General features: G+C 75.4%; 28 protein-coding genes. 17 read left to right on the forward strand and 11 right to left on the reverse strand.

Annotated features, from left to right (window positions below; genetic code table 11):
- Positions 1-8: 8 nt before the first annotated feature.
- Positions 9-1151, reverse strand: coding sequence for a cytochrome P450 family protein (locus tag ACYVKY_RS02755; RefSeq protein WP_460433459.1), 1143 nt, complete (start codon positions 1149-1151; stop codon positions 9-11).
- A 26-nt stretch (positions 1152-1177) separates the two neighbouring features.
- Between ACYVKY_RS02755 and ACYVKY_RS02760 the strand changes: the two genes are divergently transcribed.
- Positions 1178-1693: a hypothetical protein gene (locus ACYVKY_RS02760; protein WP_460433460.1), complete on the forward strand. Its 516-nt coding sequence runs from the start codon at positions 1178-1180 to the stop codon at positions 1691-1693.
- A 21-nt stretch (positions 1694-1714) separates the two neighbouring features.
- On the opposite strand, the gene ACYVKY_RS02765 is transcribed toward ACYVKY_RS02760, so the two are convergent.
- Entirely contained in the window at positions 1715-1951 is a 237-nt protein-coding gene (locus ACYVKY_RS02765) for a hypothetical protein (protein ID WP_460433461.1), read from the reverse strand.
- A 130-nt stretch (positions 1952-2081) separates the two neighbouring features.
- Here ACYVKY_RS02765 and ACYVKY_RS02770 point away from each other — a divergent pair, with 130 nt between their 5' ends.
- Positions 2082-3134 (forward strand): glycosyltransferase family protein, encoded by a 1053-nt coding sequence (locus ACYVKY_RS02770; RefSeq protein WP_460433462.1) that lies wholly within the window; start codon positions 2082-2084, stop codon positions 3132-3134.
- Here the strand turns inward: ACYVKY_RS02770 and ACYVKY_RS02775 are convergent.
- Complete coding sequence (locus ACYVKY_RS02775; RefSeq protein ID WP_460433463.1) at positions 3074-3823, reverse strand: sigma-70 family RNA polymerase sigma factor; 750 nt, start codon at positions 3821-3823, stop codon at positions 3074-3076. The genes ACYVKY_RS02770 and ACYVKY_RS02775 overlap by 61 nt on opposite strands.
- A 246-nt stretch (positions 3824-4069) precedes the next feature.
- Here ACYVKY_RS02775 and ACYVKY_RS02780 point away from each other — a divergent pair, with 246 nt between their 5' ends.
- The 6 genes from ACYVKY_RS02780 to ACYVKY_RS02805 all read left to right on the forward strand — a co-directional run bounded on the left by ACYVKY_RS02780 (position 4070) and on the right by ACYVKY_RS02805 (position 10040).
- Positions 4070-6262, forward strand: coding sequence for a catalase (locus tag ACYVKY_RS02780; RefSeq protein WP_460433488.1), 2193 nt, complete (start codon positions 4070-4072; stop codon positions 6260-6262).
- Between the two features lie 6 nt (positions 6263-6268).
- Complete coding sequence (locus ACYVKY_RS02785) at positions 6269-7087, forward strand: MBL fold metallo-hydrolase (protein ID WP_460433464.1); 819 nt, start codon at positions 6269-6271, stop codon at positions 7085-7087.
- 20 nt (positions 7088-7107) lie between these two features.
- Complete coding sequence (locus ACYVKY_RS02790; protein ID WP_460433465.1) at positions 7108-8178, forward strand: YihY/virulence factor BrkB family protein; 1071 nt, start codon at positions 7108-7110, stop codon at positions 8176-8178.
- 85 nt (positions 8179-8263) lie between these two features.
- A complete protein-coding gene (locus ACYVKY_RS02795; protein ID WP_460433466.1) occupies positions 8264-8926 on the forward strand; it encodes a hypothetical protein in 663 nt (220 codons plus the stop codon).
- Positions 8923-9387, forward strand: a complete 465-nt coding sequence (locus tag ACYVKY_RS02800) for a phage holin family protein (protein ID WP_460433467.1) — start codon at positions 8923-8925, stop codon at positions 9385-9387. Before ACYVKY_RS02795 ends, ACYVKY_RS02800 begins: the two co-directional genes overlap by 4 nt.
- A 29-nt stretch (positions 9388-9416) precedes the next feature.
- Complete coding sequence (locus tag ACYVKY_RS02805; protein WP_460433468.1) at positions 9417-10040, forward strand: DUF3618 domain-containing protein; 624 nt, start codon at positions 9417-9419, stop codon at positions 10038-10040.
- 123 nt (positions 10041-10163) lie between these two features.
- Here ACYVKY_RS02805 and ACYVKY_RS02810 read toward each other — a convergent pair whose 3' ends face one another.
- Positions 10164-10484 (reverse strand): hypothetical protein, encoded by a 321-nt coding sequence (locus ACYVKY_RS02810; protein ID WP_460433469.1) that lies wholly within the window; start codon positions 10482-10484, stop codon positions 10164-10166.
- A gap of 125 nt (positions 10485-10609) precedes the next feature.
- Here ACYVKY_RS02810 and ACYVKY_RS02815 point away from each other — a divergent pair, with 125 nt between their 5' ends.
- Both ACYVKY_RS02815 and ACYVKY_RS02820 read left to right on the forward strand, forming a co-directional pair.
- Positions 10610-10843, forward strand: coding sequence for a DUF3072 domain-containing protein (locus tag ACYVKY_RS02815; RefSeq protein ID WP_460433470.1), 234 nt, complete (start codon positions 10610-10612; stop codon positions 10841-10843).
- Positions 10844-10872: 29 nt separating this feature from the next.
- Positions 10873-11526 (forward strand): alpha/beta fold hydrolase, encoded by a 654-nt coding sequence (locus ACYVKY_RS02820; protein WP_460433471.1) that lies wholly within the window; start codon positions 10873-10875, stop codon positions 11524-11526.
- A gap of 9 nt (positions 11527-11535) precedes the next feature.
- Here the strand turns inward: ACYVKY_RS02820 and ACYVKY_RS02825 are convergent, their stop codons facing one another.
- The gene (locus tag ACYVKY_RS02825) at positions 11536-12288 is read right to left on the reverse strand and encodes a diguanylate cyclase domain-containing protein (RefSeq protein WP_460433472.1); all 753 of its coding nucleotides are present in this window, start codon (positions 12286-12288) and stop codon (positions 11536-11538) included.
- Positions 12289-12471: 183 nt separating this feature from the next.
- Between ACYVKY_RS02825 and ACYVKY_RS02830 the strand changes: the two genes are divergently transcribed.
- Positions 12472-12933, forward strand: a complete 462-nt coding sequence (locus ACYVKY_RS02830; protein WP_460433473.1) for a DUF4383 domain-containing protein — start codon at positions 12472-12474, stop codon at positions 12931-12933.
- Between the two features lie 91 nt (positions 12934-13024).
- Positions 13025-13525 (forward strand): DUF6328 family protein, encoded by a 501-nt coding sequence (locus tag ACYVKY_RS02835; protein WP_460433474.1) that lies wholly within the window; start codon positions 13025-13027, stop codon positions 13523-13525.
- 6 nt (positions 13526-13531) lie between these two features.
- Here ACYVKY_RS02835 and ACYVKY_RS02840 read toward each other — a convergent pair whose 3' ends face one another.
- The gene (locus tag ACYVKY_RS02840; RefSeq protein ID WP_460433475.1) at positions 13532-14596 is read right to left on the reverse strand and encodes a Rossmann-fold NAD(P)-binding domain-containing protein; all 1065 of its coding nucleotides are present in this window, start codon (positions 14594-14596) and stop codon (positions 13532-13534) included.
- Between the two features lie 108 nt (positions 14597-14704).
- On the opposite strand from ACYVKY_RS02840, the gene ACYVKY_RS02845 reads away from it, so the two are divergent.
- From ACYVKY_RS02845 to ACYVKY_RS02860, 4 genes are all read left to right on the forward strand, one after another.
- Complete coding sequence (locus ACYVKY_RS02845) at positions 14705-15532, forward strand: Rossmann-fold NAD(P)-binding domain-containing protein (RefSeq protein WP_460433476.1); 828 nt, start codon at positions 14705-14707, stop codon at positions 15530-15532.
- Positions 15533-15649: 117 nt separating this feature from the next.
- On the forward strand, positions 15650-15973 hold the full coding sequence (locus ACYVKY_RS02850) for a hypothetical protein (protein WP_460433477.1): 324 nt from the start codon (positions 15650-15652) through the stop codon (positions 15971-15973).
- A 60-nt stretch (positions 15974-16033) separates the two neighbouring features.
- Complete coding sequence (locus ACYVKY_RS02855) at positions 16034-16576, forward strand: hypothetical protein (RefSeq protein ID WP_460433478.1); 543 nt, start codon at positions 16034-16036, stop codon at positions 16574-16576.
- A 30-nt stretch (positions 16577-16606) separates the two neighbouring features.
- Positions 16607-17089, forward strand: coding sequence for a DUF421 domain-containing protein (locus tag ACYVKY_RS02860; protein ID WP_460433479.1), 483 nt, complete (start codon positions 16607-16609; stop codon positions 17087-17089).
- Between the two features lie 23 nt (positions 17090-17112).
- Here ACYVKY_RS02860 and ACYVKY_RS02865 read toward each other — a convergent pair whose 3' ends face one another.
- Positions 17113-18933, reverse strand: coding sequence for a glycoside hydrolase family 15 protein (locus ACYVKY_RS02865; RefSeq protein ID WP_460433480.1), 1821 nt, complete (start codon positions 18931-18933; stop codon positions 17113-17115).
- On the reverse strand, positions 18930-20195 hold the full coding sequence (locus ACYVKY_RS02870) for a glucose-6-phosphate dehydrogenase (RefSeq protein ID WP_460433481.1): 1266 nt from the start codon (positions 20193-20195) through the stop codon (positions 18930-18932). Before ACYVKY_RS02870 ends, ACYVKY_RS02865 begins: the two co-directional genes overlap by 4 nt.
- Before the next feature lie 95 nt (positions 20196-20290).
- On the opposite strand from ACYVKY_RS02870, the gene ACYVKY_RS02875 reads away from it, so the two are divergent.
- Positions 20291-21778 (forward strand): mycothione reductase, encoded by a 1488-nt coding sequence (locus tag ACYVKY_RS02875; RefSeq protein ID WP_460433482.1) that lies wholly within the window; start codon positions 20291-20293, stop codon positions 21776-21778.
- A gap of 9 nt (positions 21779-21787) precedes the next feature.
- Here the strand turns inward: ACYVKY_RS02875 and idi are convergent, their stop codons facing one another.
- From idi to ACYVKY_RS02890, 3 genes are all read right to left on the reverse strand, one after another.
- Positions 21788-22396 (reverse strand): NUDIX hydrolase, encoded by a 609-nt coding sequence (gene idi, locus ACYVKY_RS02880; RefSeq protein ID WP_460433483.1) that lies wholly within the window; start codon positions 22394-22396, stop codon positions 21788-21790.
- A 33-nt stretch (positions 22397-22429) separates the two neighbouring features.
- On the reverse strand, positions 22430-22909 hold the full coding sequence (locus tag ACYVKY_RS02885; protein WP_460433484.1) for a CinA family protein: 480 nt from the start codon (positions 22907-22909) through the stop codon (positions 22430-22432).
- A gap of 63 nt (positions 22910-22972) precedes the next feature.
- Positions 22973-23731 (reverse strand): FAD-dependent monooxygenase (locus ACYVKY_RS02890; RefSeq protein ID WP_460433485.1); only part of this gene is annotated, 759 nt, incomplete at its 5' end.

Here is a 23731-nt window from a genome sequence, read left to right on the forward strand (position 1 = left end):
GGCGACCGTCAGCCCGCGACCGAGAGACCGCTCACGAGGAATCTACTTCGCGGCAGGCCCAGCACGCGTCTCGGACTCACCCGCAGGTCCTGCGGGGGCACGTCGTACCGCAGGTCCTGGGCGAGGGCCCGCACCGAGCCCCGGAGCAGGGCGGTGGTCGCCCACTCGCCGGGGCAGCGGTGGCCGGTGGCGTGGTCGCCCCCGCCCTGCGGGACGAGCTCGTGCGGGTCGACCGGTCGGTCGCGGAACCGGTCGGGGTCGAACCGGAAGGGGTCGGGCCACGCACGCGGGTCGTGGTCGGTGCCGAACACGTCGAGCAGCACGCGGCGCCCGGCGGCGAGCCGCACGCCGTCGACCACGGCGTCGCGCACCGGCCGGGCCGCGAGCGCCGGCACGAAGGGCGCGCGACGACGCACCTCGAGCACGAACCGCTCCAGGTCGTCGTCGCCGTCGCGGGCGTCGTCGCGCACCCGGGTGCGCCACACGGGGTGCTCGTGCAGGGCCATGGCGGCGAACACCACCAGCCGGTCGACGGCGACCGCCGGGCGCAGCACGTTCAGCAGCTCCACGCCGGCGGTGCGCTCGGGCAGCAGCAGGCCTGCGTGGTCGCGGTGCGTGGACACCGCCGCGAGGGCGCTGCCGTCCCGTGGGACGACCGCGCCCGACCGGACGGCGCCCACGAGCGCCGCGGCCCACCGGTCGCCGCGGCGGCGGGCGAGCCGGCCCCGCACGTGCCGCGGACCGATCCCGGTCGCTCCCTCGACCATGTCGCGCAGGGTGCCTGCGAGATCGGGCGGCGCCCGCTCGTCGGGCACGCCCGCCCACGCGCAGACGTTGCGGCAGAGCACGTCGGACGCGACCTCGAACAGGGCGCCGTCGACGGGGCCGCCCTCGGCCAGGTGCCGGCGCCACTCCCGCCGCACCGCGTCCTCCAGGGCGGCCACCCGGGACGGGGACAGCACGTCGAGGAACATCGCCTTGCGGTGCCGGTGCGCCTCGCCGTCGAGTCCGTGCACGGCGCCCTCGCCGAACAGCACGCCCGAGATGCGGCGCGGCACGGCACCGGTCCGCACCATCAGGTCGGTGTCGTAGAAGGCGCGCGCCCCTTCGCGCCCGCGGAGCAGGACGTGGCGCAGGCCCCCGACGCGCACCGGGACGGCGTCGCCTGCCCCGGTCGGTGCGGGAGCGGCTGGTGCGGCTGGCGTCCGGCAGCCGCGCGGCGGTGGCCGACGGGTCCGGGGACGTAGCCGAGGAGGTGGCGTCCGCGGTGCGCGAGCAGGTCGGGCGCCGTCGGGCCGAGGTCGTCGACGGGTGGTCCGGTGCGGTGGGCCGCGGCCGGGAGGCCACCCAGGGCCTGGACGACACCGCGGCCGTGCTGGCGCGGGGCCAGGTCGAGGAGCTGCTGCTCGACGAGCAGGCGCTGGGCGACCGGTCGCTGTGGGCGTGCGGCGACCCGCGCCACCTCGCGGCCCACCACGAGGACCTGCCGCCGGGAGCGGCGGACCGTGGCGCCCGGGTCGACGCCGCCACGGCGATGGTGTGGGCGGCCGTCGGCACCGGAGCCGGGGTGACGCTGCTCGACCGCGACGACGGCGGCCCGGCGCCGGCCGACGGGTGCGGTGCGGTGCTGCGGTGGGTCGACGACGCGACGCCGACCGAGGGCGTCCCGGCCTCACCTGGCCACGGGCAGTAGGGCCGCGCCGTCAGGGCGGCGTCAGGGCGTCGCGCGCCGGGCGGCCGCCGGTGCGTCGTCGGCCACGTGCAGGACGTCGGCGCTCTGCACCGCGGGCTGGGGATCGGCCAGCTCGAGCCCCGCGTCGTCGGTGACGTCGACGGCCACGAGGCCCACCAGGGCGGTGCCCTCGTGGTGCACGGGGAACGCGTGCAGCCGCCAGCGCTCGGCCTGCAGCACGGCGTCGGCGCCGGGCACCTGCGCGGGCGGCACGACCACCGTGAAGCGCGCCTCCAGGCCACCGCCCCGGGTTGCCGCAGGCGCCGGACCGCAGGATGCTGGCGGCAGACCTCCCTCGGGTCTGCGCTCCAGCACCGTGGCGCGACGTCCACCGCGTCTGGAGCCCCACGTGCGCACCGCCCTGCTCAGCACGTCCCCCTCGTCCCTGCGCCACCTCGACCTCGTCGCAGCGCCACCCGGCCTGGGTGACGCCCTCGCCGCGCAGGCGGCCGGCCACCAGGTCACCACCGACGTGCTCGACGGCGACGTGCTGCCCGACTCGTGGTCGACCGGCATCGGTCGGCTGGCCGCGACCGTCGTGGAGCGGCACGGCGACGCCGACCTCGTGCACGCCCTCGACGTCGTCGCGGCCGCCGCGGCGATCGCGGCCCGGCGCGAGACCGGCACGCCGGTCGTCGTCCTCGCGCAGCCGGCATCGGCGCGGCCCGGCCCGGCTGCCGTGCTGTGGCCGCTGGTCCTGCGGGCCGCCGACGCGGTGCTCACCCCGACCGCGGCCGACGCGGAGGTGGTGGCTCACCACGGCACGCCCAAGGACCGCGTGGTGCAGTGCCTCGACGGCGCGCTCGTCGCCGACCGGGTGTGTGCCGGTTCCGCGCCGATGCACGACGAGATCGACTGCGACGACTACGTCCTCACCATGTCGGGCGTTCCGGCCGACTCGCGCGTGCTCCTGGACCTCGTCCGGTCGACGCGGCGCGCCGGGCTGCGGCTCGTCGTCGCCAGCCCGGACGAGCGGGACCGCGACCGCCGGACCCGGCTGGTCGAGGCGGTCGCCCGGGCCGGCGACGCCGGGAGGGTCGAGTGCGTCGGTCGGCTCGAGGCCGCCGAGCTCGTCGGGGCCGTCGACAGGAGCGCGGCCGTGGTGGCGACCCGCAGCGACCCCTCGTCCGCGCTCTCCGCGCTGGTCGCGATGCACCGGGCGCGCGCGGTCGTCGCCCTGGACGGCGCCGCCGCCCGCACCGCCGTGCTGGACGGCCTCACCGGCCGGCTCGGCGACCCGCACGCCGCGGGCCGGCTGGGCCGCGCCGTCGAGGAGGTCGGCGCCGGGCGGTTCCGCCGGCTCTCGTGGGGCGTCGCGGGCCGCGACCGGGTGGAGTCCTGCTACGCGGCCGACGTGGTCGGCGCGCAGGTGGAGCGGGCCTGGGAGGTCGCGGTCGCCTGAGCGGCGGTCCTGTCGTCGAGCTGGGACCGCAGCCGGGTCAGGCACTGCGAGATGATGCGGCTCACCTGCATCTGCGTCACGCCGATCCGCTCGCCGATGGCCTGCTGGGTCCACCCGCCGTAGTAGCGCAGGGCGAGCACGAGCATCTCCCGCTCGGGGAGCGCCTCCAGCAGCGGCGTGACGGTCTCCGACCGCAGCAGCTCCTCGAGCTCGAGGTCGGTGGAGTCGTCGCGCTGGCGGGGGTCGGTGTCGGTCGACGGTGCGTCGACGCCGACCGGGGCGTCGAGCGAGTGGGTGTCGTACCCCTCTGCAGCCGAACGCATCTCGGCGAGCTCGTCGACGCCGACGCCGAGGTCGGTCGCGAGCTCGCGTGCCGTCGGGGCGCGCCCGAGGTCCTGCTCCAGGCGCGACGACGCGACCCGCGCCCGGGCGCGCAGCTCCTGCAGGCGCCGCGGTGGGCGCACGTCCCAGCCGTGGTCGCGGAAGTGCCGACGCAGCTCGCCGGTGATCGTGGGGACCGCGTAGGCGCTGAACGCCGGGCCGCGCCCGGGCACGTAGCCCACGACCGCCTTCACCAGGCCCAGGTAGGCCACCTGCACGAGGTCGTCGACGGGCTCGCCGCGGTTGCGGTACCGGAGCGCGAGGGATCGCGCCAGGGGCATGTGCTCGCGCACGAGGTCGTGGTCCATCGCTGCTCCCGGATGCAGTGCGTGCTGCGGAGGCGGCGACGTCTTGACCGTCCACGTCCACTCCACCACCGTTCGCCGGGCGGGACAACCGGAGCCCGCGGGTGGGAGCGCGCATGCGACCCGGGCACCCGGGTAGCACCCCGGAGAACCCCCACCCCTCAGGAGGACACCACCGTGAGCGACGACAACCGCACCGCCGCCCAGGACGAGCAGCAGGACGACCGGCGCAACCCGCAGCAGCGTGCGGTGCCGGGCGCCCCCGGTGTCGAGCCGCCGGCGTCCGACGAGCCGACCGAGCCGCGGGAGCCGTTGCCCGCCAAGCCGGACCAGCGCGGGGCGGCGCTGGTGTCCCCGACGGGCACCCCGACCGGGGCACCCGTCGACTCCCGCGCCCAGTCCGGTCCGCGGCTGACGACCGCGCACGGCATCCCCCTGCGCGACACCGACCACTCGCTCAAGGCGGGCGCACGCGGCCCGGTGCTGCTGCAGGACCACCACCTGCGCGAGAAGATCTCGCACTTCGACCACGAGCGGATCCCCGAGCGCGTCGTGCACGCCCGCGGCGCGGCGGCCCACGGGGTGTTCACCTCGTACGGCACGGCCGCCGGACTCACCCGCGCGAGCTTCCTGCAGCCGGACGTCGAGACCCCGGTGTTCGTGCGGTTCTCGACCGTGCTCGGCTCGCGGGGCTCGGCCGACACCGTCCGCGACACGCGGGGTTTCGCGGTCCGCTGGTACACCGACGAGGGCAACTTCGACCTGATCGGCAACAACATCCCGGTGTTCTTCATCCAGGACGCGATCAAGTTCCCGGACGTCATCCACGCCGGCAAGCCGCACCCCGACCGCGAGATCCCCCAGGCGCAGAGCGCCCACGACACCTTCTGGGACTTCGTGTCCCTCCACACCGAGGCGCAGCACCACGCCATCTGGAACATGAGCGACCGCGGCATCCCGCGCTCGTACCGCACGATGGAGGGGTTCGGCGTCCACACCTTCCGGCTCGTCGCCGCCGACGGCAGCACGACGCTGGTGAAGTTCCACTGGAAGCCCCGCGCCGGCGTCCACTCGCTGACGTGGGAGGAGGCCCAGCTGCTCGCGGGCAAGGACCCGGACTTCCACCGCCGCGACCTCGCCGACGCGATCGAGAGCGGTGCCTTCCCCGAGTACGAGCTCGGGGTGCAGACCTTCCCCGACACCCCGGAGCAGACGTTCGAGGGCATCGACCTGCTCGACAGCACCAAGATCGTCCCCGAGGAGCTCGCGCCGGTGCAGCCCGTCGGGGTCATGCGGCTGGACGCCAACCCCCGCAACTACTTCGCCGAGACCGAGCAGGTCGCGTTCAGCATCGGCAACCTCGTGCCGGGTGTCGACGTCACCGACGACCCCCTGCTGCAGGGCCGCCTGTTCTCGTACCTCGATACCCAGATCACGCGCCTCGGTGGGCCGAACTGGAACCAGATCCCGATCAACCGGGCGCACGCGCCGGTGAACGACATGCTGCGCGACGGGTTCCACCAGGACGCCGACCACGTGGGCGTGGCGCCGTACCGGCCGAACTCCCTCGACGGGGGTTGTCCGTTCCTCGCCGGCGAGGCGGGGTTCGTCGAGGTGCCGCAGCCGCTCCCGGAGGGCGCGGTCAAGGAGCGTCGCAACCACGCGACCTACGACGACCACTACAGCCAGACCCGGATGTTCTACCGGAGCCTCACCCCGGTCGAGCAGGAGCACGTGGTGCAGGCCTACACGTTCGAGCTCGGCAAGGTGTACGAGCAGGTGATCAAGGAGCGCCAGCTGCAGTGCCTCGCGGAGATCGACGCCGACCTGTGCGCTGCCGTCGCCGACGGCCTCGGCCTGCCGGCTCCCGCCGCGACGCTCGAGGTGCCCGACGTCGACCCCAGCCCGGCGCTGCGCCAGGTCGGGGAGGAGTGGCCGGTGACCGGGCGCGTCGTCGGTGTCGTGGTGCGTCCCGACACCCCGGTCCGCGACGTGACCGCCGTGCAGGAGGCCCTGCTGGCGGAGGGTGTCCGCACCCTGGTGATCGCGCCGCGCGGGGGTCTGCTGGACGGCCAGGTGCCCGTGCAGCGCAGCTTCCTCACCGCCACCTCGGTCGAGCTCGACGCCGTCCTGCTCGCCGGCTCGCCCGCGACCGGGGGCGACGTGGTGCCGGACCGCGACGCCAAGGCCGGGGCGGCGACCGCGCTGGGCGTCGACCCGCGGGTGGCGCTGCTCCTCGGCGAGGCGTTCCGCCACGCCAAGGCCGTCGGCGCCTGGGGCGACGCGACCGCCGCCTTCGCCGCGGCCGGGGTGCCGGACGGGGCGGCCGGTGTGGTCGTCGCGGACGACCCCGTCGCGGTGGCCACCGCGGTGACGACGCTGCTGCGCCGGCACCGGGCGTGGGAGCGGTTCGAGGCACCGGTCCCCGACGCGAGGGCGTGAGGTTCGTTGCCGCTCGACGCGTCGCTGACCTTCGTCGGCACGGCCACGTGCCTGCTGCGGCTCGGACCGTTCGCGCTGCTGACCGATCCCAACTTCCTGCACCGGGGCCAGTACGCCTACCTCGGCAAGGGGCTGGTGTCGCGGCGGCTGACCGAGCCGGCGATGGAGGTGGGGGAGCTGCCGCCGCTCGACGCGGTGGTGCTCTCCCACCTGCACGGCGACCACTTCGACCGGGTCGCCCGGCGCGGCCTCGACCGCGCGGTGCCGGTCGTGAGCACCCCGCACGCGGAGCGGCGGTTGCGGCGCAGCGGTTTCGAGGTCGACGGCCTGCGGACCTGGGAGGAGCACGTGGTCGAGCGGGGCGACCACCGCCTCACGATCACCTCGGTGCCCGGCGTGCACGCGCACGGGCTGCTCGGCCGTCTCCTGCCGCCCGTGATGGGCTCGGTGCTCACGCTCGAGGACGGCGTGCACCCGCGGTTCCGGCTGTACCTGACGGGCGACACGCTGCTCGGGGCGCACCTCGACGAGGTCGCGGAGCGGTTCCCCCACCTCGACGCGGCGGTGGTGCACCTCGGCGGGACGCGGGTGCTCGGCGCGCTGGTGACCCTGGACGGCGCCGGCGGGGTCGAGCTGCTGCAGCGGGTGCGTCCGGCTGCCGCGGTGCCCGTGCACTACGACGACTACACCGTGTTCCGTTCTCCGCTGGCCGACTTCACCCGCCGCTGGGCCGAAGCAGGTGACGCCGCGACGACCGACGTGCGCGTCGTGACGCGCGGCGACACCGTGCCGCTCGGCGCCGGCCACACGGCCCAGCACCCCTGACCCGTCCCGAGAGGTGACCCGTGACGACACCCGACACCCAGCCGACCGACGAGCACGCGCCGAACCCGGACCACCCGGTCAAGCCCGACAGCCCGAAGGACCTGTGGACGCCGACCTGGCGCTACTCGCTGCAGCGCGCCGTCCGCGAGTTCAGCGCCGACAACTGCCTCGACCTGGCCGCGGCGCTCACCTACTACGGGGTGCTGGCCATGTTCCCCGCCCTGCTGGCGATCGTGTCGCTGCTCGGCCTGGTGGGGCAGGACGCCTCGTCGATCGACACCGTGCTCGCGCTCGTCCGCGACGTCGCACCCGCGGACGTCGCCGGAGCCGTCGAGCCGGTGCTGACCGGTCTGACCGAGCAGCGAGGTGCGGGTCTGGCGCTCGTCCTCGGTCTGGCCGGCGCCCTCTGGTCGGCATCCGGGTACGTCGGCGCCTTCGGGCGTGCGCTCAACCGCGTGTACGAGGTGGAGGAGGGGCGCCCTTTCTGGAAGCTCCGCCCCACCATGCTCGTCGTGACGCTCGTGCTCCTGGTGCTGGTCGTGCTGCTGCTCGTCCTGCTGGTGGCAGGTGGCCCGGTGGCCGAGGCCGTGGGGTCGGCGATCGGCCTGGGCAGCACGGCCGTCACCGTCTGGTCGATCGCGCGCTGGCCGCTCATCGCCGTGGTGGTGGTGGTCCTGGTGGCGCTGCTCTACCACCTGACCCCGAACGTGAAGCAGCCGAAGCTGAGGTGGATCAGCCCCGGCGCGCTGCTCGCCATCGTCGCGTGGCTCGTGGCCTCCGCGGCGTTCGCGCTCTACGTCGCGAACTTCTCGTCGTACGACCGCACCTACGGGTCGCTCGCCGGAGTCGTGGTGTTCCTGCTCTGGCTCTGGATCACCAACCTCGCCCTGCTGCTCGGCGCGGAGCTCGACGCCGAGATGGAGCGTGGGCGCGAGCTGCAGGCGGGCCTGCCCGCGGAGCAGGTCATCCAGCTCCCTGCCCGCGACTCCTCCGCCGCCGACAAGAAGGCCGCCAAGGAGGCCGAGGTCGTGGCACGCGGACGCATGCTGCGCGAGCAGCGCGCGGAGGACCTGCAGCGCGAGAAGGCATGAGTCGCAACGCGGTGGGTAATCGAGGCCTGTGCGCAGCAGCCGCGGGGGCGGCACCGCGCGCCAGACCCCTACCGAGGAGGACCACGTGAGCCAGACGGCGCACCAGACGGCAGAGGCCGGCAAGCAGGTCGGCAGCACGGTGAAGGAGCAGGCCACCGAGGTGGTCGGCCAGGGCAAGAGGGAGGCCAAGGACCTGCTGGGCCAGAGCCGCACCGCTCTCTACGACCAGACCCAGCAGCAGCAGCAGCAGGTGGCGGGCAAGCTCCGCACCCTCGCGGACGACCTCAGCTCGATGGGCGAGTCCAGCGAGGGGCAGGCGGGCGACCTCGTGCACGAGCTCTCGTCGCGCACAGGGCAGCTCGCCGACTGGCTCGAGCGCGAGCCGTCGCAGCTGCTCGACGACGTGACGTCGTTCGCACGACGTCGGCCGGGTGCGTTCCTGGCCGCAGCACTCGGGGCGGGACTCCTCGTCGGGCGTCTGGGGCGAGGGGCCAAGGACGCGCACGAGGACGGTGGGGACGCGGCGTCGGCCGGGCGGCACACCGCCCCCACGACCGGCGTCGCGCCCCTGCCCGCCGACCCCGCACCGGTGGTCGGCGCGGGCGGCGTCCCGGGCACCGTGGCCGGCGCCCAGGGCGACCCGCTGTTCCCGGAGTCGGGGTCGGCCGGCCTGTCCGGACCCGGCGCGGGCGGCACCGCGGCGCCCCGTGACGGCCTCAGCGGCCCCTACGACGACCCGCTGCGATGAGCGAGCACACCGCTCCCCGCACGGGGAACGAGCAGCCGCCGAGCATCGGCCAGCTCCTGGCCGAGGTGACCTCGGACCTGTCGACGCTGGTGCGGCAGGAGATCGCCCTGGCCAAGGCCGAGGCGCGCGAGCAGGCGAAGACCGCAGGTGGCGTCGCCGGGTCGTTCACCGGGGCCGCCGTGGCGGGCCAGCTCGCGCTGGTCTTCGTCTCGGTCGCGCTGTGGTGGGGCCTCGGCAACGCCATCGGCCGCGGCTGGTCGGGCCTGCTGGTGGGGGTCCTGTGGGCCGTCGTCGCCGCCGTGCTGGCACTGGTCGGGCGCAAGCAGGCGCGCGACCTGCGGGGCCTGCCGCGCACCAAGGACAGCCTCCAGCACCTGCCGGACGCCGCCCGGGGCAACGAGCCGGGCCACTCGCGCGAGCCCTCCGACGCCGACGTCGCCCGACGTCCGGCGTCCCGATGAGCACGTCACCGCAGACGGAAGGAACGGACATGACCACGAGCAGCAACGACCCCGACGAGATCCGTCGCGAGATCGAGCGCACCCGAGCCGATCTCAGTGAGGACGTCAACGCCCTCACGCACGAGGTGCGCCCGTCGACGATGGTGCGCCGCCGCACCGCCGGGCTGCGGGGCGCCGCCGGTCGGGCCAAGGAGGCCGTGATGGGCACCGCCCACGACGTCGGTTCCGGCGCCAAGGGCTCCGCGCACGGCGTCGCCGCGACCGCCTCGGACGCCGCGAGCGGTGTGCAGAGCGCCGTCACCCAGGCGCCGGGCGCGGTGAGGAGCCGCACGCGGGGCAACCCGCTCGCCGCCGGCCTGGTGGCCTTCGGCGTCGGCGCGGTGATCGGTTCGCTGGTGCCGAGCACCGAGAAGGAGCGGCAGCTGGCCGACCAGGCCAAGGACGCGGCGCAGCCGCTGGCGCAGAAGGCGAAGGAGGCGGGCCAGCAGGTGGTCGAGGACCTCAAGGAGCCCGCGCAGCAGGCGGTGCAGTCGGTCAAGGAGACCGCCCAGGACGCCGCCTCGCAGGTCAAGGACGAGGCCAGGGACCAGGCGCAGGAGGTGCGCTCGTCCGACGGGCCGCAGGGGTCGACCGGCGGCACCGGCCGGTACTGACCGCCGGCACCACGACCGACGACCTCCCACCCCGAGCCGATCGGGTGGGAGGTCGTCGGCTGCCTGGTCCTCGGTGGACCCGGGTCCTCGGTGAACCCGGGTCCTCGGTGACGAGTCGGCGCCTCAGTCGGTCTCGGGGCGGTTGTGGCGCTCCGGGTCGAGGATGTCGGGGTCGGCGTCCGGGTCCTCGTCGGGGTCGTAGTCGTCGCCCTCGCTGTTGGTGCCGCCCTCGTCGCCGTCACCACCGGTGTCGTCGTCGCGGCCGCCGGCGCCCGGGAGCGCGGTCCAGGCCGGCGCACCGAGCGCGTCCACGCCGATCTGCTGCGCGTGCGCGCGCTCGAGGGCGGCGAGGTCGACGTACTCCTCGCGGTCCTCGTCGGGCGCCCAGCCCTCGCCGGGCGCCCACTCGTCCTGCCTGGGGTCGGTCACGTCCACGGGTCCCATGGCGGCCTCCTCGCCGGTGCGGCGCCAGTGCGCGCCTCGCGGTGCGATCCCTACCCCGCCGGAGCCGGTCCACACCCGGCGCCGCTCGGCGCGCGCCGGGCGACGGCCGCGCCTACGGTCGGGACATGACGACGAACGACGACGGCACCACTGCCGCAGGCGGGGTCGGCGACCCCCGCAAGGACCCCGAGGACTGGACGACCGGCGACGAGCCCGCGACCGGCCCGCAGCTGAGCTACCTGCAGACGCTGGCCCGCGAGGCGGGCGAGGAGGTCCCCGACGACCTCACCAAGGCCCAGGCCTCCGAGCTGATCGACCGGCTGCAGTCCACGACCGGTCGCGGGGACCAGGGCTCCTGACCGGCCGATCCGGGTCGCGTCGGCTGCGCGTGGTCGCGGCACCGCGACGTCCCGAGGGCGTCGTGCTGCTGCTGCACGGCGGCGCCGGCCGGGCGGAGCCGACCGCCGTGAGCGCGGTGCAGCCGTCCGTGCTGCGGATGGTGCCGGTGGCCCTGCGGGTGGCGGCTGCGTCCCGCGGCCGCCTCCTGGTCGCGCGGGTGGTGAACACCTACCGGGGGTGGGACGCCACGCGCACTCCCGTGCAGGACGCCGTGCACGCGCTCGACGAGCTCAGCGACCGGTACGGGGAGCTCCCCGCGTGCCTGGTCGGGCACTCGCTGGGCGGTCGCGCCGCCGTGCGCGCGGCTGCGGAGCGCACCCAGGTCCGCGGTGTCGTGGCGCTCGCGCCGTGGGTGCACGCCGACGACGGCCGCGGCCTGCGCGGGCGCCGGGTGCTCGTGGTGCACGGCAGCCGGGACGCCGTCGCGCCGGAGGGGCGCGCGCTGGCGATGGCACGCGCCCTGGCCGACGAGAACGACGTCGGCGTCGTGCGGCTGGCCGAGGGCGGGCACGCCCTGGTCCGTGAGCAGGGCGTGGTCGACGCCCTGGCCACCGACTTCGTGCGCGTCGTCCTGCTCGGGCAGCAGCCGCGCTCCGACCTGCTGCGCCGCCTCGCGGCGGGCGAGCACGCGGTCACGATCTGAGCGCCGCGGTCAGACCGAGCGCCGCGACCTCGCCGCCGAGGTCGACGCGACGACGTCGGCCGCCACCTGCCCGAGCGTGCGCCCGGTCGTGCGGGCGAGCCGTCCCAGGGTCCGCCACGCCTGCGCGTCGGTGCAGCCGGTGCGACCCATCACCACGCCGCAGGCCCGGTGCAGCACGGCGTCCTCGGTGCCGATCGCGACGACCCGCGGCGTCGGGCCGGTCCGCCGGGCGTGCTTGCGGGCCATCATCTCGGCGTCGGCGTCGGCGAGCAGCGCCGCCGGCGGCTCCGCGGCGAGGGGGCACCAACCCACGCTGACGCCCACCCGCACCACGAGGTCCGCGTCCACCCGCACCGGCCGCGACACCGACCGCTCGACCCGACGGACGAGCGCAGGCGCGTCGTCTGCGGTCGAACCCGTTGCCACCAGCGCGAACTCGTCGCCCCCGAGACGGGCGACGAGGTCGCCGCGGCGACTGAGCCCGCGCAGGCGACGACCGACGGTGCACAGCACCAGGTCGCCGACGCGGTGGCCGTGCAGGTCGTTGACCGCCTTGAACCGGTCGAGGTCCAGGAGCAGCAGCACACCGCGGACCGCCGCCGGATCGCCCGGTGCGCCGACCGCGACGTCGTCGAGGCGGCGCAGGAACCCGCGGCGGTTGAGCACGCCGGTCAGGTCGTCGGTCTCGGCGAGGACCCGCAGCAGCTCGAGCTCGTCGAGCGCCGGTGCGACGGCGGTGGGGGAAAGGGGGGACGTCTCCACGGCTCTCCCGGGATCGAGGCGCGGACGCCTGCGGCCACCGGGGGCTCGAGTGGTGCCGGGACTGTACCCCGCCACGGCGGGGCGCGGAACGGTTTCCCACGACGCGGATGGGACGCCCGCCGGCGGGTAGTTACCAGCGACGACCGTCGGCACCCGGCCGCGCGGATCCACCCGGAGGTCCCCATGTCGACCACGACGGCTCGCACGCAGCGTGGCTCCCGCTCGCCCGTCCAGCTGGCGGCGCTGCTGTCGGGCGCGGCCTTCCTCCTCGTCGGGGTGCTGGGCTTCGTGCCCGGCGTCACCGGCGACTACGACTCGCTGCAGGTGGCGGGGCACGAGTCGCACGCGATGCTGCTCGGGATCTTCCAGGTCTCGGTGCTGCACAACGTGGTCCACCTGCTGTTCGGTGTCGCGGGTCTGCTCATGGCCAGGACATCGCGGTCCGCGCGGACGTTCCTCGTCGGCGGCGGCGTGGTCTACCTGCTGCTCTGGGTCTACGGGCTCGTGGTCGACCGCGAGTCGGCCGCGAACTTCGTGCCGCTGAACGAGGCCGACCAGTGGCTGCACCTGGTGCTCGCGATCGTCCTGCTCGGGGCCGGCCTGCTGCTCGGGCGCGACCGCGCCCGCGGCACCCACGGGGTCTGAGGACCGGGCCGTCCGGTCGCGCGGCGCGGCCGGACGGTGCACCCTCGTGCTCGCTGGATCGGGGGAGGACGACAGGCACCCGGAGGGCACCGTGGCAGACCACCGCAGGGACGAGCACCGGCGACAGGGTCGCGACGAGAGCGCCGAGGAGCGGGCTGACCGGAACTGGAACGAGCTGCTGCAGGAGCTGCGGGTCACCCAGACCGGGGTGCAGCTGCTGACGGCGTTCCTGCTGACGCTGCCGTTCCAGTCGCGGTTCGGCGACCTCGACGACTTCCAGCGCGCGGTCTTCGTGGTCACGGTGGTGCTCGCCGCCCTGGCGACCAGCCTGCTGGTCGCGCCCGTGAGCCTGCACCGGGCGCTGTTCGGACGGCGCCAGAAGGGCCGGCTCGTCCGCACCGCGCACCTGCTCGCCCAGGCGGGTCTGCTGGTCCTGGGGCTGTGCGTGACGAGCGCGCTGCTGCTCGTCTTCAGCGTCGTCCTCGGCCGCGAGACCGCGTTCGAGCTGGCCGGCGGGACGCTCGCCGTGCTCGTCGTGCTCTGGCTCGTGCTGCCGATGGTGCTCCGGCGGCGGAGCCCGGTGGGGGAGTGAGCGCCGTCAGGGGAACCGTCGCCGGCTGACCGGACCCTCCCGCACCAGCCGCCGCAGGTCGTCGGCCACCCGGCGCGCTCGCAGCGGCGGGCTCGTGCCCGCGCCGCCGGCGGCCATCGCGGTCACGACCTCCTCGAGCACCGTCCGCGCCGACCGGGTCGGTCGCCAGCCGAGGACGTCGCGGGCGCGGCTGCTGTCGAGCAGCGGCACCCGCTCGGCCAGGCGCAGCCACCCGGCGTCGAGCGGCTGCAGGTGCGCGCGCCAGCTGAGGTCGACGGCCGCCTTCGCGACGGCGAACGGCACGTGCACCGTCGGTGCCCCGAAGGCCTCGCCCACGTCGCCCGCGTCGACCTCGCCGGCGCCGACGTTGAACGCGCCGCCGGGACGGCGCTGCAGCGCCGCCAGCAGGGCCGTGGCGACGTCGTCGGCGTGCACCACCGGCACGAGCAGGTCGCGGGGGAGCGGGAGCACCGGCACCCGGCGCAGGGCCGCGGAGCGCACCAGCAGCGGGGCGCCGTACCGCAGCAGCCCCGAGGCGGCTGCGGCCTGGCCGACCAGCGCGGGGCGCACCCGCGTCACCACCGGGGCGGACGGGCCGCGCTCGAGCCGGTCGAGCAGGTCCTCGGCCGCCACCTTGTGCGCGCTGTACGCCGAGCCGGGGACGCCGCGGCGCGGCCAGTCCTCGGCGACCTGCCCGCGGTGCGTGCGCGGCGAGTAGGCGCCGACCGACGACACGTGCAGCAGGTGCGGCACCGCCCGGTCGCGCACGGCGTCGGCCACCATCGCGGTGCCGCCGACCCCCAACCGGGCGAGGTGGTCGACCCGGTGCGAGGGCTGGAACCCCCAGGCGAGGTGCACGACGGCGTCGGCCCCGTCCACGGCGTCCTGCACGTCCGGCAGGCTCGCCGGGTCGGCGAGGTCGACGGCGCGCCAGTGCACCCCCGAGTACGGCGCGGCCTCCGGCGGCGGGCGGCGGACGAGCCCGGTGACGGTGTGCCCGCCGTCGGCGGCGAGCAGGTGCAGGAGCGCGGTGCCGACGTTGCCGCTGGCCCCGGTGACGGTGAGTCGCATGCGGGCGCCCTACCCGCGCGGATCGCGCGCATGCCCGCTGGTCGGGCGGGTAGGGCGCCCGCACCGGCGCGACCGCGCCGACGCACCCGGACCCGGAAGGTGGACGACGTGAACCAGCCCGCCCAGCAGCAGGACCCGCCCGGCGACCAGCGGTCGATGGACCCCGTCCCGGACTGCGGCGAGGAGTCCTACGTCGGCCACGGCCGCCTGGAGGGCAAGGTCGCCGTCGTCACCGGCGGCGACAGCGGCATCGGGCGCGCGGTCGCGATCGCCTTCGCCCGCGAGGGCGCCGACGTGGTCGTGTCGTACCTGTCCGAGGACCAGGACGCCGACGACACCGCCCGGTACGTCAGGGACGCCGGTCGCCGGTGCGTGCTGGTGCCGGGCGACGTGTCGTCGGCGCAGCACTGCCGCTCGATCGTGCAGAAGACGGTGGACGAGCTGGGTCGCGTCGACGTGCTGGTGTGCAACGCCGCCTTCCAGATGAGCCACGAGACGCTCGAGGAGATCAGCGACGAGGAGTGGGACTTCACCCTCGCCACCAACGTGTCGTCGATGTTCCACCTCGTGAAGGCGGCCCTGCCGCACATGGGTGAGGGCGGGTCGATCATCGGCAGCTCGTCGGTGCAGTCCGACCAGCCCAGCCCGCAGCTCGCGCCGTACGCCGCGACGAAGGCCGCGGTGGCGAGCCTGGCGCAGATGCTCGGGCCGCGCGGCATCCGGGTCAACAGCGTGGCGCCGGGCCCGATCTGGACCCCGCTCATCCCGGCCACCATGCCGCCCGAGAAGGTGGCCGAGTTCGGCACCGACACCCCGCTCGGCCGCCCCGGGCAGCCCGCCGAGCTGGCACCGGCGTACGTGCTGCTCGCGAGCGACGAGGGCAGCTACATGTCCGGGTCCCGCGTCGAGGTCACCGGTGGCAAGCCGATCCTGTGAAGCCGGAAGGGTCGTGTTCTCGTCTGGCGGATCGGCCGACTTGCATGCAGACTGAACGAAACCCGGCGAGGTCCAACGACGTGCCGTCGCACCGGGTGGAGAGGCCTGGAGGCTTCCGTGAGCAGCATGCTCGAGGCCGGTTCGCCCGGCAGCACGACCCGTAGCACCGGTCCGCGTGCGTTGCGGACCGCGAACCCGCCGGTGGAGGCGCTCGACCGCGTCCTGGCCACCGCCGCCGACCTGGCCGTCACGGGCCGCCAGGTCGACGTTCGCCACCTGGCCCTGCTCACCTGGCTCGAGCCCGAGACGATCGAGGCCTGCCTCGACCACCTCTGCCGCTCCGGCCGGCTGCTGCGCATCGGGCCGCGCGGCCAGCAGTACGCGTTCCCCAAGGACCGCTGGCCGCCGCCCGAGGCGTCCCTCGGGGCCGTCCGGCACTGATCCCACCCTCCGCGGGCGCGTCGCGTGCGGCGCGCCCGCGACGGGAGTAGACCGGTGACCGTGACCGGGACGCGTTCGACGCCAGACGGCTCGACGCTGGCCGACGTCCGCGGTGCCGCGAGCTCGCACCGCGGCATGCTGGCGCGCCGGGCGGTGCTCGTCGGCCTGGGCGCGGTGGTGGTGGCCGGTGCCACCGGTGCCCTCGGGGTGCACACCGCCACCCGCTCGGTGGCCGGCGGCGGGTGGCGCACCACGCTGCGCTACCCGCGCCTGGCCCGGGCCGGTCTCGACGTGACCTGGCAGGTCCGGGTCGACGCGCCCGAGCCCTTCGGCCCTGACGTCTCGCTCGTGCTGGCCGTGACCGGCTCGTACTTCGAGCTGTTCGAGACCCAGGGGTTCTTCCCCGAGCCGGAGTCCGAGTCGCGTGACGCGACCTGGCGCTACCTCGAGTTCGCGCCGCAGGAGGACAGCACCGAGCTCGTCGTCGACTTCGACACCTACGTGCAGCCGGCCGCCCAGGTCGGGCGCGACGCCGCGCTGCGCGTGCTCGTCGACGACGAGCAGGTCGGCGAGCTGTCGTGGACCACGACCCTGCTGCCCTGACCACCGCCACCGACCCACCAGGAGACCGCCGTGGAGATCGTCGTCCGGGCCGCCGTCGTCTTCCTCGTGCTGTGGCTCGTCACCCGCGTGGTCGGCCGCTCCACGCTCGGCGAGCTGAGCACCTTCCAGCTGGTGCTGTTCGTGACGATGGGCGACCTCGTGCAGCAGGGCGTGACCCAGCAGGACTTCTCGCTGACCGGCGCGGTGCTGGCCGTCAGCACCTTCGCGCTGCTGACCGTCGCCATCTCGTGGGTGAACCTGCGCTGGCCGAGGGCGCGCACCTTCACGCACGGCATCCCCGTGGTCCTGGTCGACGGCGGTGAGCCGGTGGCGCGGACGATGCGCAGCGAGCGCATCACGCTCGACGACCTGTACGCCGCCGCGCGCGAGCAGGGCATCGAGCGGCTCGGTGACGTCCGTCTCGCCGTGCTCGAGGCGGACGGGCGGATCAGCTTCTTCCAGCGCTCCGGCCAGGAGCAGGAGGGGGCGCCGGAGAAGCCGCCGGTCGGCTGAGCACGCTCACCCGCCGAGCACGGTCAGCCCAGCGCCTCGTCGAGGTTCACCGCCGCGCTGATCAGGCTGAGGTGGGTGAACGCCTGCGGGAAGTTGCCGAGCTGGTCGCCGTTCAGCCCGATCTGCTCGGCGTACAGCCCCAGGTGGTTGGCGTAGGTGAACATCTTCTCCAGCGCGACGCGGGCGTCGTCGTGGCGCCCGGCGCGGGTCAGCGCCTCGACGTACCAGAACGAGCAGAGCGAGAAGGTGCCCTCGTCGCCGTCGACCCCGTCGGCGTCGCCGTCCTGGTCGTAACGCCGCACCAGGGTGTCGGTGACCAGCGACTCCTCCACGGCGGCCAGCGTCGACAGGAAGCGCGGGTCGTCCGGCGCCACCAGCTTCACCAGCGGCATGAGCAGCACGCTGGCGTCGAGCGCGTCGTCGTCCTCGGCCCGGGTGAAGGCGCCGCGCCCGTCGTCCCAGCAGCGCTCCATCACCCGTGCGTAGATCTCGTCCCGCACGCCCTGCAGACGGCTGAGGTCGCCCGGCAGCCCGCGACGGCGCGCCACCCGCATGAACCGCTCGACGGCCACCCAGCACATCACCCGCGAGGTGGTGTGCGGCCTGGTGCGGCCGCGCACCTCCCACATGCCGGCGTCGTCGGTGTCCCAGTGCTCGGCGACCCACTCGACGATGCGGGTCAGGTCCTGCCACGCGTCGTGGCTGATGCCGGGGCCGTGCTTGTCGAACAGGTAGACCGAGTCGACGACGTCGCCGTACACGTCGAGCTGGAGCTGGTCGGCCGCGGCGTTGCCGACGCGCACCGGGCGGGACCCCTCGTAGCCGCCGAGGTGGTCGAGCTCGCGCTCGGTCGGGTCGCCGCCGTCGAGGTCGTACACGACGCGGAGGGGGCCGAGCGCCGGGTCGCGCCCGTCGTCGTCCTGGCCGAGGCGCTCGGAGAGCCAGCGCACGAACGCGCGCGCCTCGTCGGTGAAACCCAGTCGCAGCAGGGCGAACACGCTGAACGCGGCGTCCCGGAGCCAGACGTAGCGGTAGTCCCAGTTGCGCTCCCCGCCGACCTCCTCGGGCAGGCTCGTCGTGGGTGCCGCCACGATGCCGCCGCTCGGCTCGTGGCAGAGCAGCTTGAGCGCGAGGGCGGAGCGCTCGACCCGCTCACGCCAGCGGCCGGTGTAGGTCGATCGCCCGATCCAGGCGCGCCAGAACGCGGCAGTGGCCTCGAACAGCGAGTCGACCTCGTCGGCGCAGGCGCGCACCCGTTCGTCGGCCGGCATCACCTCGAGCACGAACAGCGCCGAGTCGCCCTGCCGCAGCGCGACGTCCGCGACGACGTCCGGGCCGTCGAGGTCGAGGTCGACCGACGCGGACAGGCCGAGCACCAGCTCGCCGTCGCGCAGCAGCACGCCGTCGTCGACGCGTTCCGGCTCGGGCCGGAAGGCGCCGTACTCCGGTCGTGCCGCCACCCGGACGTCGAGGTGCGCCTCGCCCCGGACGCACACGAGGCGCCGGACGAGCCGCTGCCGGTGGTCGGGGTCGCGCTCGCGCAGGACCGGCATGAAGTCGTGGACCTCGCACACCCCGTCGGCGGTGAGGAAGCGCGTCACCAGGATGTTGGAGTCCGGGTGGTAGTACTGCTGGGTCCGGACGACCTCCTGCCGCGGCCAGACGGTCCACGAGCCGGCGTCGGCGTCGAGCAGCGAGCCGAACACGCTGGGGGAGTCGAAGCGGGGCGCGCAGAACCAGTCGACCGTGCCCTCCGAGCCCACCAGCGCCGCAGTGCGCAGGTCGCCGACCAGGCCGTGGTCGGCGATCGGCAGGAAACCCCGGGCGGAGCGGGTCGGGTTCACGTGAGGTGCCACCCGCCCGTCGGCAGGGCGAGTGCCTCAGGCGGGCCCCACGAGCCCGCCTCGTAGCGGTGCACCGGCGGCGGGTCCTGCACGAGCGGTTCGCAGACGCCCCAGCGCAGGTCGGCCTCGTCGTCGCGGACGAACCACGTGCGGTCGCCGTCGAGGACGCCGAGCAGGACGCGCTGGTAGGCCTCACCGGTGTCGACCTCCAGGTGCTGGTCGAGTCCGCCGACGCGGCGCAGCGTGATCGTGGAGGTGTCGGCGGCCAGCGCCTTGCCCGTCCGCAGGTGCACCGGCACCCCCTGCCAGCGCGGGTGGTCCAGGTGCAGCCGTGCGGCGACGAACGTCTCGACCTGCGAGTCGTCGTCGACGTCGTCCTCGTCGCGGTAGCCGTCGTACTGCCCGTAGACCGCCTCGTCGACGCGCAGGGGTCGGACGGTGCGCAGCGCGGCCACCCGCGCGTCGCGCACCGACCGCTCGGTGGCGGGCTCGGTGACGTCGTCGGCCGCGAGGCACGACACCAGCCCGAGGAGGTGGTCGACCACCATGTCGCGCAGGCACCCGGTGTCCTCGTAGAACGAGCCACGGCCCTCCATCCGCAGCGTCTCCGGCACGTCGACCTGCACCTGCGCCACGTGCTCGCGCCCCCACCACCCCTCGGGGTCGGGCGCGCCGGTGAGCAGCTCACGGGCCGTGCCACCGGCCAGGAAGTGGTCGACGCGGTACGTGCGGTCCTCGGGCACGACGGCGTGCAGGTCGTCGCGCAGCGCGCGCCACGACCCCAGGTCGAGCCCGAACGGCTTCTCCAGCACCAGCCGTGCGCCGTCGAGGAGGCCGGCGTCGTGCAGGGCCGACGTCATGCCGCGCACGGCGTCGGGCGGCACCGAGAAGTAGGTGACGACCTGGGCGTCCCCGGCATCGGCCGCCAGCGCGCGCACGTGCTGCACGAGGCCGTTGACGTCGTCGTCGTCGGCGTCGGCCGTGCGGAACCACATCCGCTCGAGCAGACGGGCCAGCACGTCGTCGTCGGCGTCGTCGACCGCCGCCCGCACGTCGTCGCGCACCTGCGCGCGGTACGCGTCGTCGGGGTCGTCGCCCTCCTCGCCGGGCGCGTGCCGTCCACTGCCCACCACCGCGAACGACCCGGGCAGCTCGCCGGCCGCCTCCAGCGCGTAGAGCGCGGGGTGCAGCGACCTCGACGCGAGATCGCCTGTGGCGCCGAAGAGCACGAGGACGGCGGGGGTGCGGGTGGAGGCGGTCACCACGCCAGGCTGTCACGCAGCCGCGCAGATCTCGCGCTGGAGCGGTGGTGGGCGGCCGCCGCGACAGCGGGGTGCCGCGCGCCTACCGTGACCGCGTGACCCACTACGACCTCGTCGTCATCGGCACCGGTTCGGGGAACACCGTCGTGGACGAGGCGTTCGACGGGTGGTCCGTGGCCCTCGTCGAGCGACGCACCTTCGGCGGCACCTGCCTGAACCGCGGCTGCATCCCGTCCAAGATGCTCGTGCGCACCGCCGAGCACGTGCTGACGACGCGCGAGGGCGCCCGGTTCGGCGTCGACGCGCAGGTGGCCGGCGTCGACTGGCCCGCCGTGCGCGACCGGGTGTTCGGCCGCACCGACCACGACGCCGCCGACGGCGAGAAGGGGCGCCGGGAGGAGGAGCAGGTCGCGCTGCTGCTCGGCGAGGCCCGCTTCACCGGCGAACGGGCCCTGCAGGTGCGGCTCGACGACGGCGGGCTGGCGGAGGTGACCGCCGACCGCGTGGTCGTCGCCGCCGGCAGCCGCCCCGTCGTGCCGCCGGTCGAGGGCCTGGACGACCTGCGCGGGCCGGACGGTCCGGCGCCGGCGGGTCGGCCGGACGACCCCGGGCGGGCCGACTGGTACACCTCCGACGACGTGATGCGGATGCCGGAGCTCCCGCGCCGCCTGGGCGTGCTCGGCGGCGGCTACGTCGGCACCGAGCTGGCGCACGTGTTCGAGGCCCTCGGGTCGCAGGTCGTGCAGGTCGAGTCGGCCGGCACGCTGCTGGCCGACCACGACGCCGAGATCGCCTCCAGCTTCACGGCGTTCGCCCGCACGCGCTGGGACGTGCGCACCTCGACCGAGCTAGCCCGGGTCAGCCGGGCCGCGTCCGGCGGGGTGGTGCTGCACCTGGCCACCGCGGACGACGACGCCGCCCCGGCGGGCGAGGTCGAGGTCGACGTCCTGCTGCTCGCCGTCGGCCGCACCCCCAACTCCGACCGGCTCGACGTCGCGGCCGCGGGGATCGAGACCGACGACGACGGGGTGGTGGTCGTCGACCGCTACCAGCGTACGAGCGCCGACGGGGTCTGGGCGCTGGGGGACGTGTCGAGCCGCACGCCGCTGAAGCACTCGGCGAACCAGGACGCGCGAGTGGTGCGGCAGAACCTGCTGCACCCCGACGAGCCGGTCGTCTCGGACCACCGGTACGTCCCGGACGCCGTCTTCGCCGAGCCGCAGGTGGCGCGCGTCGGCAGCACGGAGGAGCAGGCCCGCGACGAGGGGGTCGACGTGGCCGTCGCGGTCGTCGACCTCGCCGACACGGCGTACGGGTGGGCGATGGAGGACGACCGGCGACCGGGCCGCGACGACGGCGCCCGGCACCTGGTCAAGCTGGTGGCCGACCGCCGCACCGGACGGCTGGTCGGCGCGCACCTGGTGGCACCGCAGGCCAGCGTGCTGCTGCAGCCGCTGCTGCTCGCGATGTCGCTCGACCTGCCGGTGGCGGGCCTGGCGCGGGCGCAGTACTGGATCCACCCGGCGCTCGGCGAGGTCGTCGAGCAGGCCCTGCTCGCGCTCGAGGACGAGCTGGCGGCCTGAACCGCCGTCTCACCCCCGCAGCGCGGGAGGCAGCAGGACGGGGTCCTGCGCGGCCCACGACCGCGGCGAGGCCCCGAGCCCCACCAGCTCGGCGACCTGCAGCGCGCACCACGGCGACACCGCGACGGTGCCGTCGAGGACGCCGCTGCTGAACTCCTCCCAGGGCACCCAGGAGGCGTCCTCGACCTCGTCCGGAGCGGGGTCGGGCTGCACGTCGTCGACGGGGCAGACGACCACCGGGCAGATCTCGTGCTCGACGACGCCCTGCATCACGGCCCGGTAGCGGAACGCGGGCAGCACGAGCCGCACCTCGTCGACCTCGAGCCCGAGCTCGCGCCGGGCGCGGCGGCGCACGGCGTCGTCGAGGCCCTCGTCGGGCGCGGGGTGACCGCACACGCTGTTGGTGCGCAGCCCCGGGAACGTCCTCTTGGACAGGGCCCGCCGCGTCACGAGCAGCCGGTCGTCCGGGTCGACGACGTACGCGGAGAACGCCAGGTGCAGCGGGGTGCGGTCGTGGTGCACGGTCGCCTTGTCGGCCGTGCCCACCCGCTCGCCGTGCTCGTCGAGCAGGACGACGAGCTCGCGCCCGGTCTCGGGGTCGTCGGCGAGCGCGCTCACCGGGAGGTGCCTCTCACCGCTGCGACGCTAGCATCACGCGCCCCGCTCGACCGCCGACGCCAGCACCTCGAGCGCCCGCTGCGTGGTGCGCCCGACGACCTCCTCGGGCGAGCCGTCGAGGACGTGGCGCTCGGCGTGCTCGCCCTCCGGCCAGGCGACGCCGACCCACACCGTCCCCGGCTCGAGGCCGTCCTGCGGCTCGGGCCCGCCGACGCCGGTGACCGCGACCGCGACGTCGGCGCCCAGCCGCGCGCGGGCCCCCTGCGCCATCGCCAGCGCCGCCTCCCGGCTCACCACGGGGACCTCCGGCACGTCGAGCAGGTCGTGCTTGACCCCGACCGCGTACGCCACGACGCCACCGCGGAACCACTCGGCCGCCTGCGGTCCCGCGCCGAGCGCGCTCGCGATCGCGCCGCTGGTCAGCGACTCGGCGCAGCCGACGGTCCACGAGCACCGCCCGGCGACGTCGGCGATCCGCTCCACCGTCGCCGTCCTGGCCTCGCTGTCGTCCACAGGGATCCTCCTCGCACCGGCTGCCGGTCGTCCGTGCCGGTGTCATGCCCAGCAGCGGGCGCCTCACACCTGCTGCGGCCCACGGAGCAGCGCAGGCGGGAGACGACGGGCCACGCCCGCGGCCTCGACCGGGCCGAGCAGGCCGTCGGCCAGACCGATCTCGACCAGTGCGTCGAACACCCGGCGGTCGTGACGGGCCGCTGCCAGCCCTGCGTCGACGACCGGTTGCCAGCGGGTGAGCATGGCGACGGCGTCGGTGGTGCGCAGGTGCGGGCCGAGCGCGCGGGCGAGCAGCCGGCGGAGCGCGCGCCCGGGGTCGGGGGCGGTCACGGCCGCCCAGCCGGCCAGGCCGCCGGACCGCACCGCGTAGTAGATGCCCTCTCCGGTCATCGGGTTCACCAGCGACGCGGCGTCGCCGGCGAGCAGGACGCGTCCGTCGGGCTGGCGCCCCCGTCCGGTCGTCAGCGGCAGGTGGTGCGCCCGCCAGTCCTGCACGCCGTCGGCGACGCCCGGCAGCAGCTCCTCGAGCCGCTGCAGGAGCGACTCGCGCGCCAGCGGCTCGCCGGCCCGGAGCACCTCGCCGTACCCGACGTTGGCGCGACCGTCGCCGAGGGGGAACGACCACGCGTACGCGGGCCAGCGGGTGGGGGCGAACCGGATCACCTGCGACCGCGCGTGCTCGGGACGCACCGGCGCGTAGCCGCGGATCGCCAGCGCGGTCCGGCCCGGACGCGTCCCGGGCAGCCCCAGCGCCCGGCGGACGAGGGAGCCGGCCCCGTCGGCACCGACGAGCGCGCGCGCCCGCAGCCGGCCGTCGACGAC

The organism is Angustibacter speluncae (assembly GCF_054777815.1).

Excerpts from the sequence above, each read along its gene's own strand:
- ACYVKY_RS02810 (WP_460433469.1), bottom strand. The coding sequence starts at position 10,484 with ATGGGACCCGTGGACGTGACCGACCCCAGGCAGGACGAGTGGGCGCCC.
- ACYVKY_RS02830 (WP_460433473.1), top strand. The coding sequence starts at position 12,472 with ATGTCGACCACGACGGCTCGCACGCAGCGTGGCTCCCGCTCGCCCGTC.
- ACYVKY_RS02840 (WP_460433475.1), bottom strand. The coding sequence starts at position 14,596 with ATGCGACTCACCGTCACCGGGGCCAGCGGCAACGTCGGCACCGCGCTC.
- ACYVKY_RS02775 (WP_460433463.1), bottom strand. The coding sequence starts at position 3,823 with ATGGACCACGACCTCGTGCGCGAGCACATGCCCCTGGCGCGATCCCTC.
- ACYVKY_RS02805 (WP_460433468.1), top strand. The coding sequence starts at position 9,417 with ATGACCACGAGCAGCAACGACCCCGACGAGATCCGTCGCGAGATCGAG.
- ACYVKY_RS02815 (WP_460433470.1), top strand. The coding sequence starts at position 10,610 with ATGACGACGAACGACGACGGCACCACTGCCGCAGGCGGGGTCGGCGAC.
- ACYVKY_RS02800 (WP_460433467.1), top strand. The coding sequence starts at position 8,923 with ATGAGCGAGCACACCGCTCCCCGCACGGGGAACGAGCAGCCGCCGAGC.